The sequence below is a fragment of the Ancylomarina longa genome, assembly GCF_003996985.1.
GTDB classification, from domain to species: Bacteria; Bacteroidota; Bacteroidia; order Bacteroidales; family Marinifilaceae; genus Ancylomarina_A; species Ancylomarina_A longa.
This window is the reverse complement of the sequence record NZ_RJJX01000001.1, coordinates 394988-410955: the sequence shown is the minus strand read 5'-3', so window position 1 is coordinate 410955 and position 15968 is coordinate 394988. Positions and strand designations below refer to the sequence as shown.

17 protein-coding genes are annotated in these 15968 nt (G+C 34.8%); 9 read left to right on the top strand and 8 right to left on the bottom strand.

The annotated features are described in order from the left end of the window. Positions 1 to 396: 396 nt before the first annotated feature. Positions 397 to 1671, bottom strand: coding sequence for a metallophosphoesterase (locus tag DLK05_RS01620; RefSeq protein ID WP_498366000.1), 1275 nt, complete (start codon positions 1669 to 1671; stop codon positions 397 to 399). Positions 1672 to 1904: 233 nt separating this feature from the next. Between DLK05_RS01620 and DLK05_RS01615 the strand changes: the two genes are divergently transcribed. The 3 genes from DLK05_RS01615 to DLK05_RS01605 all read left to right on the top strand — a co-directional run bounded on the left by DLK05_RS01615 (position 1905) and on the right by DLK05_RS01605 (position 4326). Then, positions 1905 to 2477, top strand: a complete 573-nt coding sequence (locus tag DLK05_RS01615) for a nitroreductase family protein (protein ID WP_127342226.1) — start codon at positions 1905 to 1907, stop codon at positions 2475 to 2477. An 81-nt stretch (positions 2478 to 2558) separates the two neighbouring features. Continuing rightward, entirely contained in the window at positions 2559 to 3275 is a 717-nt protein-coding gene (locus DLK05_RS01610; RefSeq protein WP_209319647.1) for an SIMPL domain-containing protein, read from the top strand. A 103-nt stretch (positions 3276 to 3378) separates the two neighbouring features. Beyond that, entirely contained in the window at positions 3379 to 4326 is a 948-nt protein-coding gene (locus tag DLK05_RS01605) for an NAD(P)-dependent alcohol dehydrogenase (RefSeq protein WP_127342224.1), read from the top strand. A gap of 39 nt (positions 4327 to 4365) precedes the next feature. Here DLK05_RS01605 and DLK05_RS01600 read toward each other — a convergent pair whose 3' ends face one another. Together DLK05_RS01600 and DLK05_RS01595 are read right to left on the bottom strand one after the other, a co-directional pair. After that, positions 4366 to 4965, bottom strand: a complete 600-nt coding sequence (locus DLK05_RS01600; RefSeq protein ID WP_127342223.1) for a thioredoxin family protein — start codon at positions 4963 to 4965, stop codon at positions 4366 to 4368. 19 nt (positions 4966 to 4984) lie between these two features. Next, positions 4985 to 5467: a TlpA family protein disulfide reductase gene (locus DLK05_RS01595; RefSeq protein WP_127342222.1), complete on the bottom strand. Its 483-nt coding sequence runs from the start codon at positions 5465 to 5467 to the stop codon at positions 4985 to 4987. 326 nt (positions 5468 to 5793) lie between these two features. Here DLK05_RS01595 and DLK05_RS01590 point away from each other — a divergent pair, with 326 nt between their 5' ends. Next, positions 5794 to 6633: a prephenate dehydratase gene (locus DLK05_RS01590; protein WP_127342221.1), complete on the top strand. Its 840-nt coding sequence runs from the start codon at positions 5794 to 5796 to the stop codon at positions 6631 to 6633. A 1-nt stretch (position 6634) separates the two neighbouring features. Here the strand turns inward: DLK05_RS01590 and DLK05_RS01585 are convergent, their stop codons facing one another. Further along, on the bottom strand, positions 6635 to 6898 hold the full coding sequence (locus DLK05_RS01585) for a 4a-hydroxytetrahydrobiopterin dehydratase (RefSeq protein ID WP_127342220.1): 264 nt from the start codon (positions 6896 to 6898) through the stop codon (positions 6635 to 6637). A gap of 116 nt (positions 6899 to 7014) precedes the next feature. Then, on the bottom strand, positions 7015 to 7959 hold the full coding sequence (locus DLK05_RS01580) for a hypothetical protein (RefSeq protein WP_127342219.1): 945 nt from the start codon (positions 7957 to 7959) through the stop codon (positions 7015 to 7017). Positions 7960 to 8340: 381 nt separating this feature from the next. Between DLK05_RS01580 and DLK05_RS01575 the strand changes: the two genes are divergently transcribed. After that, positions 8341 to 10359, top strand: coding sequence for a monovalent cation:proton antiporter family protein (locus DLK05_RS01575; protein WP_127342218.1), 2019 nt, complete (start codon positions 8341 to 8343; stop codon positions 10357 to 10359). Here the strand turns inward: DLK05_RS01575 and DLK05_RS01570 are convergent. Together DLK05_RS01570 and DLK05_RS01565 are read right to left on the bottom strand one after the other, a co-directional pair. Further along, positions 10348 to 10923 carry a tetratricopeptide repeat protein gene (locus tag DLK05_RS01570; RefSeq protein ID WP_127342217.1) on the bottom strand — a complete coding sequence of 192 codons (576 nt, stop codon included), beginning with the start codon at positions 10921 to 10923 and terminating at the stop codon, positions 10348 to 10350. The genes DLK05_RS01575 and DLK05_RS01570 overlap by 12 nt on opposite strands. A 110-nt stretch (positions 10924 to 11033) precedes the next feature. Then, positions 11034 to 11387 (bottom strand): hypothetical protein, encoded by a 354-nt coding sequence (locus DLK05_RS01565; RefSeq protein ID WP_127342216.1) that lies wholly within the window; start codon positions 11385 to 11387, stop codon positions 11034 to 11036. A gap of 180 nt (positions 11388 to 11567) precedes the next feature. On the opposite strand from DLK05_RS01565, the gene DLK05_RS01560 reads away from it, so the two are divergent. From DLK05_RS01560 to DLK05_RS01545, 4 genes are all read left to right on the top strand, one after another. After that, the gene (locus tag DLK05_RS01560) at positions 11568 to 12836 is read left to right on the top strand and encodes a sensor histidine kinase (RefSeq protein WP_127342215.1); all 1269 of its coding nucleotides are present in this window, start codon (positions 11568 to 11570) and stop codon (positions 12834 to 12836) included. A 9-nt stretch (positions 12837 to 12845) separates the two neighbouring features. Further along, entirely contained in the window at positions 12846 to 13544 is a 699-nt protein-coding gene (locus tag DLK05_RS01555) for a response regulator transcription factor (RefSeq protein ID WP_127342214.1), read from the top strand. A gap of 72 nt (positions 13545 to 13616) precedes the next feature. Beyond that, complete coding sequence (locus DLK05_RS01550; RefSeq protein WP_127342213.1) at positions 13617 to 14279, top strand: YggS family pyridoxal phosphate-dependent enzyme; 663 nt, start codon at positions 13617 to 13619, stop codon at positions 14277 to 14279. Positions 14280 to 14375: 96 nt separating this feature from the next. After that, positions 14376 to 15380 carry a dihydroorotate dehydrogenase-like protein gene (locus DLK05_RS01545; RefSeq protein WP_127342212.1) on the top strand — a complete coding sequence of 335 codons (1005 nt, stop codon included), beginning with the start codon at positions 14376 to 14378 and terminating at the stop codon, positions 15378 to 15380. A 32-nt stretch (positions 15381 to 15412) separates the two neighbouring features. Here the strand turns inward: DLK05_RS01545 and DLK05_RS01540 are convergent, their stop codons facing one another. Further along, a complete protein-coding gene (locus DLK05_RS01540; RefSeq protein ID WP_127342211.1) occupies positions 15413 to 15934 on the bottom strand; it encodes a hypothetical protein in 522 nt (173 codons plus the stop codon). Between the last annotated feature and the right edge of the window lie 34 nt (positions 15935 to 15968).

Below are 15968 nucleotides of genomic sequence, written 5' to 3'. Positions count from 1 at the left end.
AAAAATATGCTTTGTAAGCTTACAAGGCATATTCTACAGAAAAAAAATATGTTCTGTAAGCTTGTAAGTTGTGTTCTACCAGAAAAAAATATGCTTTGTAATCTTACAAGGTATGCTCTACCAAAGATAAATACGTCATGTAAGCTTGCAAGGTATATTCTACAGAAAAAAAATGAGCTTTGTAAGCTTACAAAGTACACTCCACCGAGATTTGGTTGTCTTTGTAAGCTTGCAGACTAAGCTGACCAAAAATTGAAGCGCAAAAGCAAGCCTTTTTGCGTGCCTGCAATGTTGACTATAAACCATAGCATAAGGAAAGTAATGGTTTGGTGATATTTTCAGGAAAGCTGCAAGGCTAAGATTATAATTGCCATAGCTTTTGAATTGCCCATGGCTTTAACCATGGGAAATTAATTCCACCACAGTAATTTCCGGCGGCATCCCTATTCTTCCTGGGAATCCAATATATCCAAAACCTCGGTTCACATACAAATATTGTGCAGATTCGCGGTATAATCCTCCCCAGCGAGGGTATTTATATTGAATGGGACTCCATTTAATTCCGGCGCGTTCAATACCGAATTGCATGCCGTGGGTGTGTCCTGAAAAGGTAAGCGCAATGTTAGTATCCAGCACCTGAGCATCCCAGTGCGATGGATCATGACTCATCAATATTTTAAAAGGAACAGATTGAATTCCTTCCGAGGCTTTTTTCAAATCGCCATGCTGTGGAAATGGCGGTTTCCCCCAATTTTCTACTCCTATCAATGCAATTTCTTCACCATCAATTGCTATGGTTTTATTTTCATTCAGCATCAATTCAAAACCCATTTTACTGTGAAAATCTTTAATGGCTTGCAGGTTGGCTTCCTTTAGTTGCGGACTATCCCAATAGGAGTAGTCACCATAGTCGTGATTTCCCAGAATGGAGTATTTGCCTATTTTTGCTTTCATCCCGGAAAGGACAGAAACCCAACCATCGGTTTCTTCAGCAAAATTATTTACCAAATCGCCGGTGAAGAGAATCAAATCCGGTTCTTGCTGATTGATTAATTCAACGGCTTTTGCAATTTTCTCGTAGTTCTTATTGAAACTACCCAGGTGCATATCCGAAATCTGAACTATTTTTAATCCCTGAAAGGATTGGGGCAGATGATCGAAATGGATCTTTTCTTTCATCACCCTGAAATTAAATTTGCCTTTGGTTACCCCATAAAGGATAGAGGCAAAGGGAATTGCTGCCAGCATCAATCCCATTTGATACAAAAATTCGGATCTCTCCATTTTTCTTTTCGCATTTAATTGTGGTACACTTTTTTTCTTTCTCTCTCTCAACCACCTTACGGTGGTTACAATCGCCCCTTGTATATCTTTTATTAGAACGAAAAGTATGAATACAAACTTTGGAATATAAAATAAGGAAAAGCCTGCTACCAGGTAGCCAACATAAATGTAGGCATCCGATTTATGCACATGCTTAATCCCAAACATGAAAACGACAAAACCCAGAAATACGATTATCGAAATTCCCCAGAATATAAATTCTAAGAACCTTCGCAGATACAAATAACTGATCTTTGCGATAAGCGGTTTTATACCTCGATAGGTGTAAAAATCGACCATCAACATAAACAGCAGTAACGGAATTAATAGGAAAACACTTGCTCGCATATGGTTCTAACCGTGTGATTCTGTGATAATAATAAGCCCCAAATATATAGAATAAAATACAAGTTAGTCCTTAATTTTTGTTAAAAATTAGTTATATTCAGATGGTGCTAAAGCAAGAGCAACGAATCGTTTAGTATGCTGCTATCACCAATATTAATTATTACAGAAGGAGTACGAATACCATCATTTTTTGTTCCCGTATTAACGGGATGAATACTTAAACTGAAAACACTATGACTGAAAAAATTCATGATTTAATAGACAAACGCTGGAGTCCACGGGCATTTTCGGATCGGGAAATAGAGGAAGAAAAAATAAAGATGCTGTTCCAGTCTGCCTCCTATGCAGCCTCCTGTTTTAACGAGCAGCCCTGGAGATTTATCTATGCCACGAAGGATTATCCGGAAAGGTACGAGCAGTTGCTTTCCTGTATGGGCGAGTTTAATCAGATGTGGGTAAAAACAGCACCGATGATTATTCTCACGCTGGTATCTAAGAAATTTGCAAAGAATCAAAAACCCAATGCCCATGCACAGCACGATTTGGGATTGGCTATGGGGAATTTGTCTGTTCAGGCCATGAGTATGGATTTATATCTGCATCATATGGCTGGATTTTCACCAGAAAAAGCTCGCGAGATATTCGATATTCCTGATGATTTTGATGTGCTTACTATGATTGCTGTAGGATATTTGGGAGATCTAAAACAATTGCCCGAGAATATCCGAGAAATGGAAAATAGCGAAAGAATTCGACGTCCGATGGAGAGCATTCTGTTTGACGGAGATTGGGAAGTAATGAAATAAATGGACAAGGTTTATCGTAGTGTGATTTTTTGGTATCATTTTTGGGAAGGAATCTGGCATTACAAACTAAATAGAAAAATAATGAAAAAGATATCTGTTATATTGATATTAATAAGCTTTTATGCAAGCAGCTTTGCACAATCCGGAATGGCTACTCTTAGTGTAAAAGGGGAGAGTAAAATATTTCAAATGCCTGATATTATGGAGATATCCATTACCATCAGCAATAAGGATATGGAATACCAGGGGTGCATCGATCAAAATTTGGAGCAGGTGAATCGATTGAAGAAGGCAATGGAGAGTGCACGAATTAAGAATATGCAATTATTGGATGTTGGGCAAAGAGTAAATGAGGAACGCAGCTATATAGGCGGAAAATCTGTTCCGAATGGCTACCGTGCAAATTATCAGCTTATGTTAAAAGTCCCTGCTGAGTCTGGTGTAATTTATAGCAGTTTGCAAGCCATGAAACAGTCTGAGGTGGTGATGAACTATAACGCAAACTATAAACTGAGTCCGGACTTATTAAAATCGGTTGAGAAGACTTTGATGGAGCAGGCCGTTGCTGATGCTGTACAAAAAGCTCAGATTCTTGCTGAGGCTTCCAAATGCCAACTTATTAGAATACTACAAATTAAATACGGTGTAGCCGATTCTCCCTATAGTCCCATAAGATATATGGGGAAAAATGAATCGCTAAAGACTAGTTCCGTTGCAGCAGAATCTTTTACAAATCCTAATCCCATAGCCCTCACAGATAGGGTGGAGATCGATTATCAAATTCAGTCGGATAAATAGGCGTAGGCCTGTTTAAGTATGCTTGAAATTGATGGTAACTTGTCGTAACTTGATTGGTAGATAGCTCGAAATCAATATATTTTGAATTAGAAACATATCAGTTATGAAGGCAATTGTGATGAAAAAATATGGGACTCCTGATGTGTTGGAATTAACCAACCTGGATCGACCACAAATTAAAGATCAGGAGGTTTTGGTGGAGGTATATGCTTCCTCGGTGAATCCTGTGGATTGGAAAATTCGAAAAGGCATGCTAAAGTTGTTTATGCGCAAGAAATTGCCTTGTATTTTGGGTGGTGATATTGCTGGTCGTGTGGTTCAGGTAGGCAAAAAAGTGCAGTTTTTTAGAGTAGGCGATGAGGTGTTTGGAATGGTGGATATCATTAAAAATGGAGCCTATGCGGAGTATGTTGCGGCTCAGGAATCGCAACTGGCACTAAAACCCCAAAAAATGGACTTTGAACAAGCTGCAACCATGCCACTTGCTGGATTAACTGCGCTTCAGGCCTTACGTAATATGGGGAATATCCGAAAAGGAATGAATGTGATGATTAACGGTTGTTCCGGTGGTGTGGGTTCATTTGCATTGCAATTGGCGAAGGCTTTCGAATGTAGGGTAACGGGTGTTTGTAGCACCAGAAATGTAGATTTTGCTAAAGAAATGGGTGCCGATCGGGTTATTGATTATCATCATGAAGACGTATTAGCCGTTCAGGAAGAGTATGATATATTTTTCGATGTGGTGGGCAATCAGAATTATTCAGCTGTGAAACATCTCTTGCAACGTGCTGGTGTTTATGTAACAACATTGCCAACTTTTAATGTTTTGCTTCTGGGAGCTATTCATAATCTGGTAAGCTCACGAAAAATGAAAAAGATATTTGTTCAGGAAAATAAAGCGGACCTGGAATTGTTGGCAGATTTTGTGGCTGCCGGATTATTAAATACACATATTGATAAGAGCTTCAATCTTTCTGATATTGCAGCTGCTCATAAGTATAGCGAGACTGGCCGGGTAACCGGAAAGTTATCCCTACGGATTGCCGATTAAGAAAAAAAGCTGTCTTTTAAGGACAGCTTTTAAGTTGTATTAACCTTTGCTTTTTATCGAACAGCCAATGGCCTTAGTAAACTTCACGCTTGGTTTTTTATGCTGAAGTAAAGCATCAATGGCATCTTCCACATAAGTTTTACTTACCAGCGAAGCATCCTTGTAATTATCATCAATAGTCCCAATATATTCCACCACTAGCTTTCCATCTTTCTTATTCAGGATATAAACATGAGGAGTTCGGGTAGCACCATAAGCTTTAAACACTTCCTGCCTGGCATCGAATAAGTAGGGAAAAGTGAAGCGTTTCCTCATCGCTCTTTTCTGCATATTCTCGTAAGAATCACCTGGCACCAACTCCGGATCATTCGGATTAATCGCAATTACGGGATACCCCTTAGATTTGTACTTCTTATCAATGGCAATAATCCTATCCTTATAGGCAATTGCATAAGGACAAGTATTACATGTGAAGATTACAACAAAGCCGTTAGCATACTTGTAATCGGCCAGAGAAATAGTTTTTCCATCTATATTCTTAAGCTGAAAGTCGCTTGCTATATCTCCTACTTTATAGCCTTGTGCCTGAATCGTAATGCATGCTATAAGGAGAATTCCTAAAAACATTAACTTTTTCATTTCTTTTGGTATTATTGGTTTAGTTAATAATTCGATCAATAGTTTTTGAAAGCTCGGCAGAGGTAATAGCATGACTTAAAAATATTCGCTTCTCCTTATTGTAAATAAGGGTAACCGGTATTGCACCATCCCAGTTTTCATCAACTTTTTCTATCCAGGCATTGGCATCCGGATCATCAAGAATAATTGCATGGGCATGAATTTCTTTTCTATCCAGAAATTTACGCACCCGATCTGCAGCATGAGCACCAAAATCCAAACTTACCAGAACTACTTTAAGATTTTTAGCAGCATAGGCTTTTCTGATTTTTTCGAATTCGGGAAGTTCTTTTACACAAGGTTTACACCACACCGCCCAAAAGTTGATCACGTATGTGGTATCGTTGGTTTGGTGCAATAGCGGTTTTAATTGAGCAAAGTTAACAGTTTTTATTTCCTGTGCGGATACGCTTTGAATTTCATTCATCGAAATGAGCACAATAAGGGTTATTAAAATTTTCATATATCAGAATAATTAATTTTCAATATACAACTATCAAGGGAGTTGTATATAATAAGCCTTGTTATTGAATTGTTAAATCATTTTTGAATCGGGATTCCCTTCTCCATTGAATCTTGCATTTATTTATTTACCTTTGGATCATCGTAGAATATTTTAGAATAGAAAATGACAAATTTATTTTTCCATAGTTTCTTTTTTAGCTTCTTCTTTTTTAACAGAGAATGAAACGGGATTCTTATGGTATAAATATGAAATATAATATATGAAGAGTCCTGTTTTAAACAGGACTCTTTTTTTGATGTAAAATCTAACTATTAGTTATAACCATGGACAAACGAAGAATTGTAATACAAGGAGTAGAAGGCTGTTTTCACCATCTCGCTGCCAATGCCTATTATGGGGAAGATGTGGAGATTATTCCTGCCGAAAACTTTGCAAAGTTGATTGATCTAGTGAATGATGAAAGCATTTGCGATGGTGGTATAATGGCAATTGAAAATTCCATTGCCGGAAGTATCCTGCAGAATTACGGACTTTTACAGGATTCCGGATTAATCATTGAAGGGGAGATTTATCTTCGAATTAAGCAAAACTTAATGGCTTTACCCGGACAAAAAATTGAAGATTTAAAGGAAGTTCACTCTCATCCAATGGCCATTAATCAATGTCGAGCTTTCTTTCGCGATTATCCGCAAATTAGATTGGTCGAAACAGAGGATACTGCTATTAGTGCCAGAAATATCCGTGAAAACGAATGGTTGAGAATAGGTGCAATCGCCGGTGATTTGCCAGCGGAGTTATATGATTTGGAAATATTGGCTGAACAAATTGAAAGCATTGTAAACAATCAAACTCGATTTTTTATGCTGAAAAGGAAAAAGGATGTGCACCCCAATGGTGGATACAATAAAGCTTCCTTGTATTTTAGTACCAGTCACCAACCTGGAAGTTTGTCTTATATTTTAGATTGTTTTGCCAAGGAGAAAATCAATCTGTCAAAGATTCAATCCCATCCAATCCCCGGCATTAATTGGGAGTATTTTTTTCATGTAGATTTAGAATTCGAGGCACCGCGACAATTTAAAAATGCGCTTCAGAAAATTGAGGAAGTTGCCGTGAAAATGAGAATATTAGGGACTTATAACAAAGGTCTTGTAATCCGTTAGTTTACTTCATGCTTTCATAAATTTGATCAACTTGTTTTGCCAGATCTATGTCTTTATCAGTAATGCGTCCGCTGGAATGTGTGGTGAGCGTAATTCGTACATTCTTGTAATTATAGAGCTTCAAATCTGGATGATGATCCATATTTTCGGCAGATTCGGCAATCAGGTTGATGAAATTGATGGCTTCCACAAAATTAGTTAATACATAGTTCTTGATCAGTTTACTATCAATTTCGCTCCAGCCTTGATCTATTAAAATATTCATGAGATTTTCGTTTGATATATAAAGTTAAGCAAAGAAAATCGCAATGTAAATAGAGAAAAGAATTCGATTTTTTAAATTTTATCACATCAAGTAGAAGGATAGGAATTGTCTTTTTATCACAAGAATTCACGGTTCAGTTCTTCTCCCATGATTTGAGCGCCTTTGTAGATTACAGATCTTTCCTCTGCCTCCAGAAATAGATCGGTTGGTAAAAAAATGTTGTATGCAAATTGTGTGAGTAGGGCAATATCATCTTTGTCGGATAGATTTGCTCTCCACTTCAGGTTCGTTTGATCTAATAAATAAGCATAGGCCGGTGCAGAGAAATAAGCAAAACAATTAACAAAGGACGGGGTATTCCAATATTTATCAAGACGTCTTTGTAAAGTACTAATAAATTCATCTTTGTTGCAGCAAAGTTTCATGGCTGTGTATTCTGCCAAACCATCATAGATCTCGAATCGATTTTCGCAGACTTCACAATTAGAAAAAAGAGCTCTTCGGTATTTACGAAAACAAAGCGCATCAACAATAGCTTGTTTTTTAGCTTCTTCAGTTGCCACTAATGCTTTCTGCAAGGCTTGCCATTCTAGCTTGAGCCAAAATCTTGCTTCCATTTCATCCATGTGCTGATTATTGTATGGCTGTGGATTTAAGTGTAATTTTCCCTGTATATAATGGAAAGCTTCATGTATAATTATACACTGTCGTTTTATTTTGTCCTTAGGGAGGGGAAGCGGAATTAAAGCCCAATTTTGATCATCCAAGTGAAAAATTCCCTTCACAGATGGGATCGAATCAGGAATTTCCCCTATATAAATGTTGCCTGTTTTGTATAATTGTAGTTTAGGGCTATTCTGATTTGTATAAATAAGATTTTTTTGTCGATCTATAAATAGGATAGGCACCTCAAGTGAATATCCCCATAGAAATCCATTATCAGAATTGCAAAGCTCCCTTGTTTCAGCAAATACTTTTTCTATTTCTTCAATATCATTTATGGAATAGGAAATTAAAGGAAATAAAAATAGCAAAATAATAATAAGTTTGATAGTTTTCATTGTTTTCTATTTTTTCAATTAATCAGTCAATTGGAATCAGAATAAATAGGCATATATCAACTTTGTATATTTATTGCAGTAAGTGTGCCGTAAGAAATAAGATGCATAAAATCAGGTATGTATAGGAATTAGTCTTGTCTGTTAACGAGAGAATTTGTTACAGATCGGACACTTTCTGTTCGTATTTGAACAAATAAAAAGTATTAATTCCTAAGTGCTTTCTTTGGGTAATTAATGTTTTGTTATGTTTTGTGATATTCTTGATGATTGCACATCAAAATATTATTCAGTATCTTAATTTAGAATGATTAGGAAATAGACATAGAACTAAAAATCCAGAATGTGTTTTAAATTTTTACTCTAACTAAATAGGTTTATTGAATGGAAAATAATTTAGATATACTATATATTATTGCAGGATTTATAATTGTTGCGATTGCAGCAAATAAAATTGCTTCTTATTTTCCGAAGATAAAACTTCCTGTAATTACTGGTTTATTATTTATTGGAATTTTAACGGGTCCATATGTATTGAATTTAATTCCTGAAAAAGCCATTCCCAAATTGTATTTTCTAAATGAAATTTCATTGTCTTTTATTGCCTTTGCTGCAGGTGCTGAGCTTTACTTGAAAGAATTGAAGGGGAGAATGAAGAGTATTAAATGGATGACATTTGGGCAATTGTTTTTCACATTTGTTTTAAGTGGTAGTGCAATTTTGTTTTTGTCAAATCGCATCAGTTTTATTTCTGATTTCGATTGGAAAATTAAACTTGCAATTTCACTTCTGATCGGAACTATTTTTGTTGCCAGATCCCCAGTTTCTGCCATTGCTGTTATAAATGAAATGAGAGCCAAAGGGCCATTTACTCAAACTGCAATAGGAGTCACTGTTGTTAAAGATGTATTGGTAATCATTTTATTTACGATTTGTTTTGCGCTTGCTAATGCTCTGATTTCCAATATTCCATTTGATATTTGGTTGGTCTTGATACTTTGTGGAGAATTGTGTTTATCAATCTTTATTGGGTTTTTACTTGGTAAAATAATGAATTGGGTCTTAAGCTTAAAGTTGACAATTGCAGTAAAGGCTGTTTTGTTAGCTGCTCTGGGATATAGCATCTATCTTTTAGCCCGCTTTGTACATCATGAAAGTATTTTAATAATAGGGGTTGATATCTATATTGAACCTTTATTAATTTGTATTATAGGAAGCTTTGTAGTTGTTAATTATAGTAAGTTTAGAAGAGAATTTTCAAAGATTATTGATCTTGTTGTCCCCATGATATATGTTGTCTTTTTCACTCTAACAGGCGCTTCCATTTCTTTAGAAATATTAAAGCAAGCATGGGTAATTGCTTTATTGTTTTTTGCTATTCGATTGATTAGTATGGCAATTGGTGCATTTATAGGAGGCACACTTGGAGGTGATCCCTTACGATTTAATCGGATATCCTGGATGCCATATGTAACTCAGGCCGGGGTTGCTATAGGACTAGTTGAGGTGGTTGCGGCAAAGTATCCTACATGGGGGGCTGAGTTTTCTACGATATTAATAGCAGTAATTGTTTTGAATCAAATTTTTGGTCCTCCACTTTTTAAATGGTCTATCTTAATGGTAGGTGAAAGCCATCGCCAAAGAGAATTGCAACTAAAAAACAGGGTGCAAAATGTAATTATTTTTGGGCTTGAATGCCAGTCTGTTACTTTGGCCCGTCAATTGGCTGCGCATGAATGGAAGGTGAAAATTATTACTAGAAATAAGGAAAAATCTCAATTAAAATATCATGGAGTTGAAACAGAATATATAAACAAGTTTACGCTGGAGGAACTTAAACGGATTAAATTAGATAAAGCAGATGCACTTGTTTTGTTAAATCAGGATAAAGATAATTTAAAAGTTTGTGAATTGGCTTATGAATATTTTGGAACCAGAGATTTAGTGGTTCGAGTAAATGAAAGAGGGTATTTGAGTAAATTCCAGGAGCTTGGAGCACTAATTGTTGAACCTACAACGGTAATGGTAAGTTTAATGGATCATTTGGTACGGTCGCCTATTGCGACTTCCTTACTTTTAGGAATGGAAGAAAATCAGGATACAGTAGATCTGGAAATGCAGAATCCTTTATTCCACGGAGTAGTGATTCGGGATTTAAATATACCTACCGACCTTATTATTTTGGCGACAAAACGCAATCAAAATACGATAATTTCTACGGGTTTTACTCGTTTGCGGATCGGTGATGTTCTTACTGTTGTTGGATCTCTGGATAGTATAGAAAAACTCCGTTTAAAAATGGAAAATAATAAAGTCCAGGACTATAAAAAAAATAGATTCACAGGGAAAACAATTTCCTTTAAACGAAAATCCATTCAACCAGATACAGATCTACCAGGTTAAGAAAAGGGTAGTCCAGAATGCAAGGGGAACAACAGTATTCCAAATTACATCTTCTCTATGACGAGCACGACGAATTCGTTCATTTTCAATTTGATAATGCAGCTGATCGATACGAGCGGATTCCTGAGCTTGAGCTAATGCTTTTTCATGTTGGATATTATCCAAATAATGCATGGCTTCCAAAGATTTAACGGGCGTAGAATGAACAAATTCTTGCAAATCATTTTCCGCTTGCTCTAATTGATTCAAATGATAATAAGCCATTCCTCTTTGTAAAAGTACTTCCGTGAGATAAGGCTTTTTATCCAATACGTGATTAAAGTCAAGTATTGCTTTTTGGTAATTCTTGACTTGCATATAAGCATATCCTCTATCCTGAAAAATGCTTGGATAGTATGGCATGATTTGAATTGCTGTGTCCAAATAATGGATGGCTTGATCGTACTTTCCTTCTAAAATCAACATTCTGCCTTTATCGTGATATTTCATATAGCGATCCACATTCTGAGCAAAAGAGAAACAAGATAAAAAAGACAGTATTAATAGGATAATAATGTGTTTCATGACTATCAGTTTTTAATTATATAACTCAAAATACCGAGCATAAATTGTACCAAAATGCATAAAAAAACCCTCTGGGGTTCCAGAGAGTTTCAATTTGGATCATTATATCCTTATGATTTTTTACAACAAGGCTTTTGACAATCTGGGCCACATTTTTTTTCAGCTTTAGCATCTTTTTTACAACAAGGTTTTTGGCAGTCAGCAGCACACTTTTTATCAGCTTTAGCCTGCTTGGCGCAACAAGCTTTCTTATCTGATTTTACAGCTTTATTACAGCAGGCCTTTTTACAGTCTTTGTTGCACTTTTTAACTTCTTTTTTCTGATCTTGCTTCTGATCTTTCTTTTGGTCTTGCTTTTGGGTTACAGTGATGGCGTTATCTGTAGTAACAACCATTGGTTGATTGGCAAAACTTACAATGCTAAAAGCAAATACAAACAATAGTCCAAATAGTAATTTTTTCATGTTTTCTATAATTTTTAAGTGTTATAAATCCATATTGATTTGAATTGTACTTCTACAAGAACGCAAAAGATCTTATTATCTCTTGTTAATGAATTGTTAAAGCAGTAATTAGCTTAAAAATTAAAATTAACTTTGGTAGCATGAAAGGTCTGTAATTTAAAGAGTCTTAGAGGGTAATATATGCGAATTTTCAAACGAAAACTAATTGACAAAATAAGTACTTATAGAATACAGATCTTTATTTCTGTATCTGTAATTGTATTACTGCTTTTGCTTTTGATACAATTTAGCTGGATAAGGAGAGCTCGAAGTTTGAATGAAGAGCAGTTTAACCACCGGGTAGGACTAGCCTTACATGAATCTGTTGATGAATTTACCAAAGACTTACAAAGTTGCCAGAAAATGAAGGAATACATGAGTAAATCAAAATACGATGCTCATGACAGTGCCTTGTTAAAATCGGAAGTGGAACATTTAGATTCTATTATTAAAGAGCAATTCAAAAATTATCAAATACAATCGCCTTATACTATTGAAGTACTAAGTACGGAGGATGAACAGCCGAAGAGCAAATGTTTTTATTTTAGCCTTCGAAAGGCATTAAGTCACGATAAGGCAATATTAAATGTGTATTTCAAAAAAAGAGAAAAAAACCTCATGGATAGTATGGGAAGTATGTTTATCTGTTCCATTATCTTGATTTTAATCCTATGTGTTTTATTGGGAATTACTATTTTTAGCCTGATTCGTGATAGAAAAATTCTTAGTAGAACAACTGATTTGATTAATAATATTGCCCACGAATTTAAAACCCCAATGGCGACAATTGCATTGGCAAGTAAAATGCTTGGACGAGAAAAAGTAAGTGCAAACAAGGATAAGGTTAATCACTATTCAAATATTATATCATCTGAAAATAATAGATTAGGTGTGCAAATTGATCAGTTGTTGAAATTATCTAATATTGAAAGAGGAGATTTAAAATTAAACTTTAACAGTTTTCATTTACATGATTTATTAGAGGATTGTTGTGAGAGTTTATCTATGCAAGTAGCAGAACGTGAAGGAAGCCTGAAATTTAATAAATTTGCATCACAGGAATTGATTTATGGTGATAGGGACTTGCTTCAAAATGTGTTTTGTAATCTTCTTGACAATGCAGTTAAATATTCTCCTAATACGCCTCAGATCGAACTGATGAGTAAAAATATTAATGGTAGCCTGTTAGTTTCAATTTCTGATCATGGCATTGGAATGACTAATGAAGTACAAAAACATATATTTGATAGGTATTATCGTGCTTCAACTGGTGATAGACATGATGTAAAAGGATTCGGGATTGGTTTATCTTATTCAAAAATGATAATAAAAGCTCACAATGGATCCATTAAAGTAAATAGTAAAAAGAATATGGGAAGTACCTTTACTGTTGAATTACCTATTGTTTAAATTGATTTTATGAGTAAGAAGGATACAAAAAATATTTTGCTGGTTGAAGATGATAAAAACTTAGGTCAGGTATTAACTGAATTTCTATTGATGGAAGGATTTTCTATTACGCTAAAGCGTGATGGAATTGAAGGTTTTGATGCTTTCATGAAAGCAGAACCTGATTTATGTCTGTTGGATTGTATGCTTCCAAAATTAGATGGTTTTGCCTTGGCTCGAAAAATCCGAAAGGTAAATCAGGATATTCCAATCATTTTTTTGACCGCAAAATCTCTTAAGGAAGATAAGTTAAAGGGATTTGATTTAGGAGGGGATGATTATATAACTAAGCCTTTTGATGAAGATGAGTTGGTGAGGAGAATAAATGCAGTCTTAAAAAGAACTACGGGTAATTATGAGACTCCTGTTACTAATTTTAATATTGGAACATTTGAATATGATCACACAAACCTTAGTTTACAAAGAAATGGGGAAGTAACCCGTATTACTCAGAAGGAGGGGGAAGTGTTTTATATGCTTCTGCAGAATAAAAATAATGTGTTGAAACGAGAAGATATTTTGGTTAAGGTTTGGGGTGAGAACGATTATTTTATGGGTAGAAGTCTTGATGTTTTTATTTCTAAATTGAGAAAGCATTTAAAAGCAGATGAAAATATTAAAATTGAAAATGTTCATGGTGTTGGGTTTATTTTGTCGGATGTGAATTAATCTTCAATCAAGTTCATCAAAAGCATGAAAAGTTTTAATTTTGAAGTTTATTACTCAAATCTGATATTTACTATGAATATATCTCAAAAAATAAATGAAATTGTTGCCTGTATCCCAGACCATGTAAAATTAGTTGCGGTGTCAAAAACAAAGCCGAATGAAGATATTCTTGAGGCTTATAAAGGTGGTTACAGAATATTTGGTGAAAATAAACCACAGGAACTCACTCTAAAATATAACGATTTACCAAAGGATATCGAGTGGCATATGATCGGGCATTTACAAACAAATAAGGTGAAGTATATTGCTCCGTTTGTAAAATTGATCCATGCTGTAGATAGTATTAAACTCCTTAAAGAAATAAATAAACAGGCAGAAAAGAATAACAGGGTTATCGACTGTTTATTACAATTTCATATCGCTACAGAACAATCTAAATTTGGTTTGTCATTATCCGAGGCAGAGGAACTATTGATGTCCGATAATTTTAAGGAACTGCAAAATGTTAGAATTGTTGGGGTGATGGGAATGGCTAGTTATTCTCCTGATGAAAATCAAGTTAGAAATGAATTCAGAAATTTAAATGATATATTTAAGTTTCTGAGAGCAAAATATTTTAATACCGACGATACTTTTAAGGAAATCTCTATGGGAATGTCAGGCGATTATAGACTTGCTATAGAAGAAGGGAGCACAATAGTTCGTGTGGGAAGTTCTATTTTCGGAGGAAGATAATTTACTTCGAATTCAATCTCTCCAAATGAGGTGTTTCTATCTTTGTTTAAATGCTTATATTTGTCTGTCAACGATTGAAATTTTAAAAAAAATAACATGATAAATCTTGAAACCACTTATATGGGATTACGACTAAAGAATCCCTTGATTGTTAGTAGTTCTGGCCTTACAAATTCTGTAAGAAAGATAAAGATAATTGAAGAAAAAGGTGCTGGAGCCGTTGTGTTAAAATCACTTTTTGAAGAGCAAATTACTAATGAAGTTCAAAATTTGATTGGTAAGGATCCTAAAAATGTAGGTTATCCCGAAGCTGAGGATTATATTCAAAATTATGTAAAAGGAAACTCTGTCGCCAAATATTTAAGTTTGATTAAAGAAGCAAAAGCTGCGGTTTCGATCCCGGTAATTGCCAGTATAAATTGTGTTTCTTCTTCTGATTGGACACACTTTGCCAAGGAAATTGAGAAAGCTGGTGCAGATGCAATTGAATTGAATGTATTTGTGGTACCAAATGATAGAAATAAAAGTGCTGAAGAGTATGAGAAAATTTATTTTGATATTTTTAGCGCTGTAAAAAAGGAAGTAAATATTCCAATTTCAATGAAGATTGGTATTTATTTTACAAATTTATTTGCTGTTGCCAATCGATTAAATGCGAATGGAGCAGATGCATTGGTATTATTTAATAGATTCTATGAGCCTGATATAGACATTGATAATCTGAAAATTACAAGTGCCAATGTTTTGAGTTCCGCAAGCGATATTCGTAAATCACTTCGCTTTGTTGGAATGATTTCAGATAAAGTTAAGGGGTTGGATATTTCCGCATCTACTGGTATTCATGATGGCGAAGCAGCAATAAAGCAAATACTTGCAGGAGCTAAGGCTGTACAAATTTGCTCTACTGTATATGAACATGGATTCGATCAAATTAGTATTATCCTTGAAGAAATTACAGCTTGGATGAAGAAAAAGGAATTTAAATCAGTAGATGTTTTCCGTGGTAAACTGAGTTATGGAAGTATTCCTAATTCATCCTTATACGAACGAGCACAATTCATGAAATACTTTTCTGGTAACGAAAAGGATGTGATGATATAAAATAAAAGCCGCTTTTAGCGGCTTTTATATTTTTAATGTTGATCGAGAATATGTATTGCTTCGTGTAGTATGCCTTTTTTATCCTCGTTACTTTCGGCGATTGCATTTTTTAACTTTTCTTGCTGTTTTTGTTTTACTTTATCCGAAATCGATTCGGTAAGATTTTCAATCACCGTAAAAGCCTCAAAGGCCGTTTCGAAATCAGAATGAATAAGGCAGTCAACAAAAATGGACAGATATTCACCAAAATCAAGACTGGATTCCCAGCAGGTGATTAGGAGATTCTTTTTAATAGCAGCATATTTTGCATTTGAGATCGCAGCGGTAATAATTTCAACAGCACTTTTATCTTTTACGTCAGCCAGAAATTTTAAAATAAGATTATTAATTTCCTTATTTTTCTGGTCCAATAATAAATCCAACAGGACTTGTATATCTTCTGTTTTACCCCCTTTTTTAAGTTGAGAGATGCAACCAGAGAAAACATTAATATCTGTTGATTGAAGCCCTGTAATAACTCCTGATTTAATTTCTTTTTTTTTGTTATCGCTCATAAAACTATTTTTTAACGAAGCACAAAATTAGTAA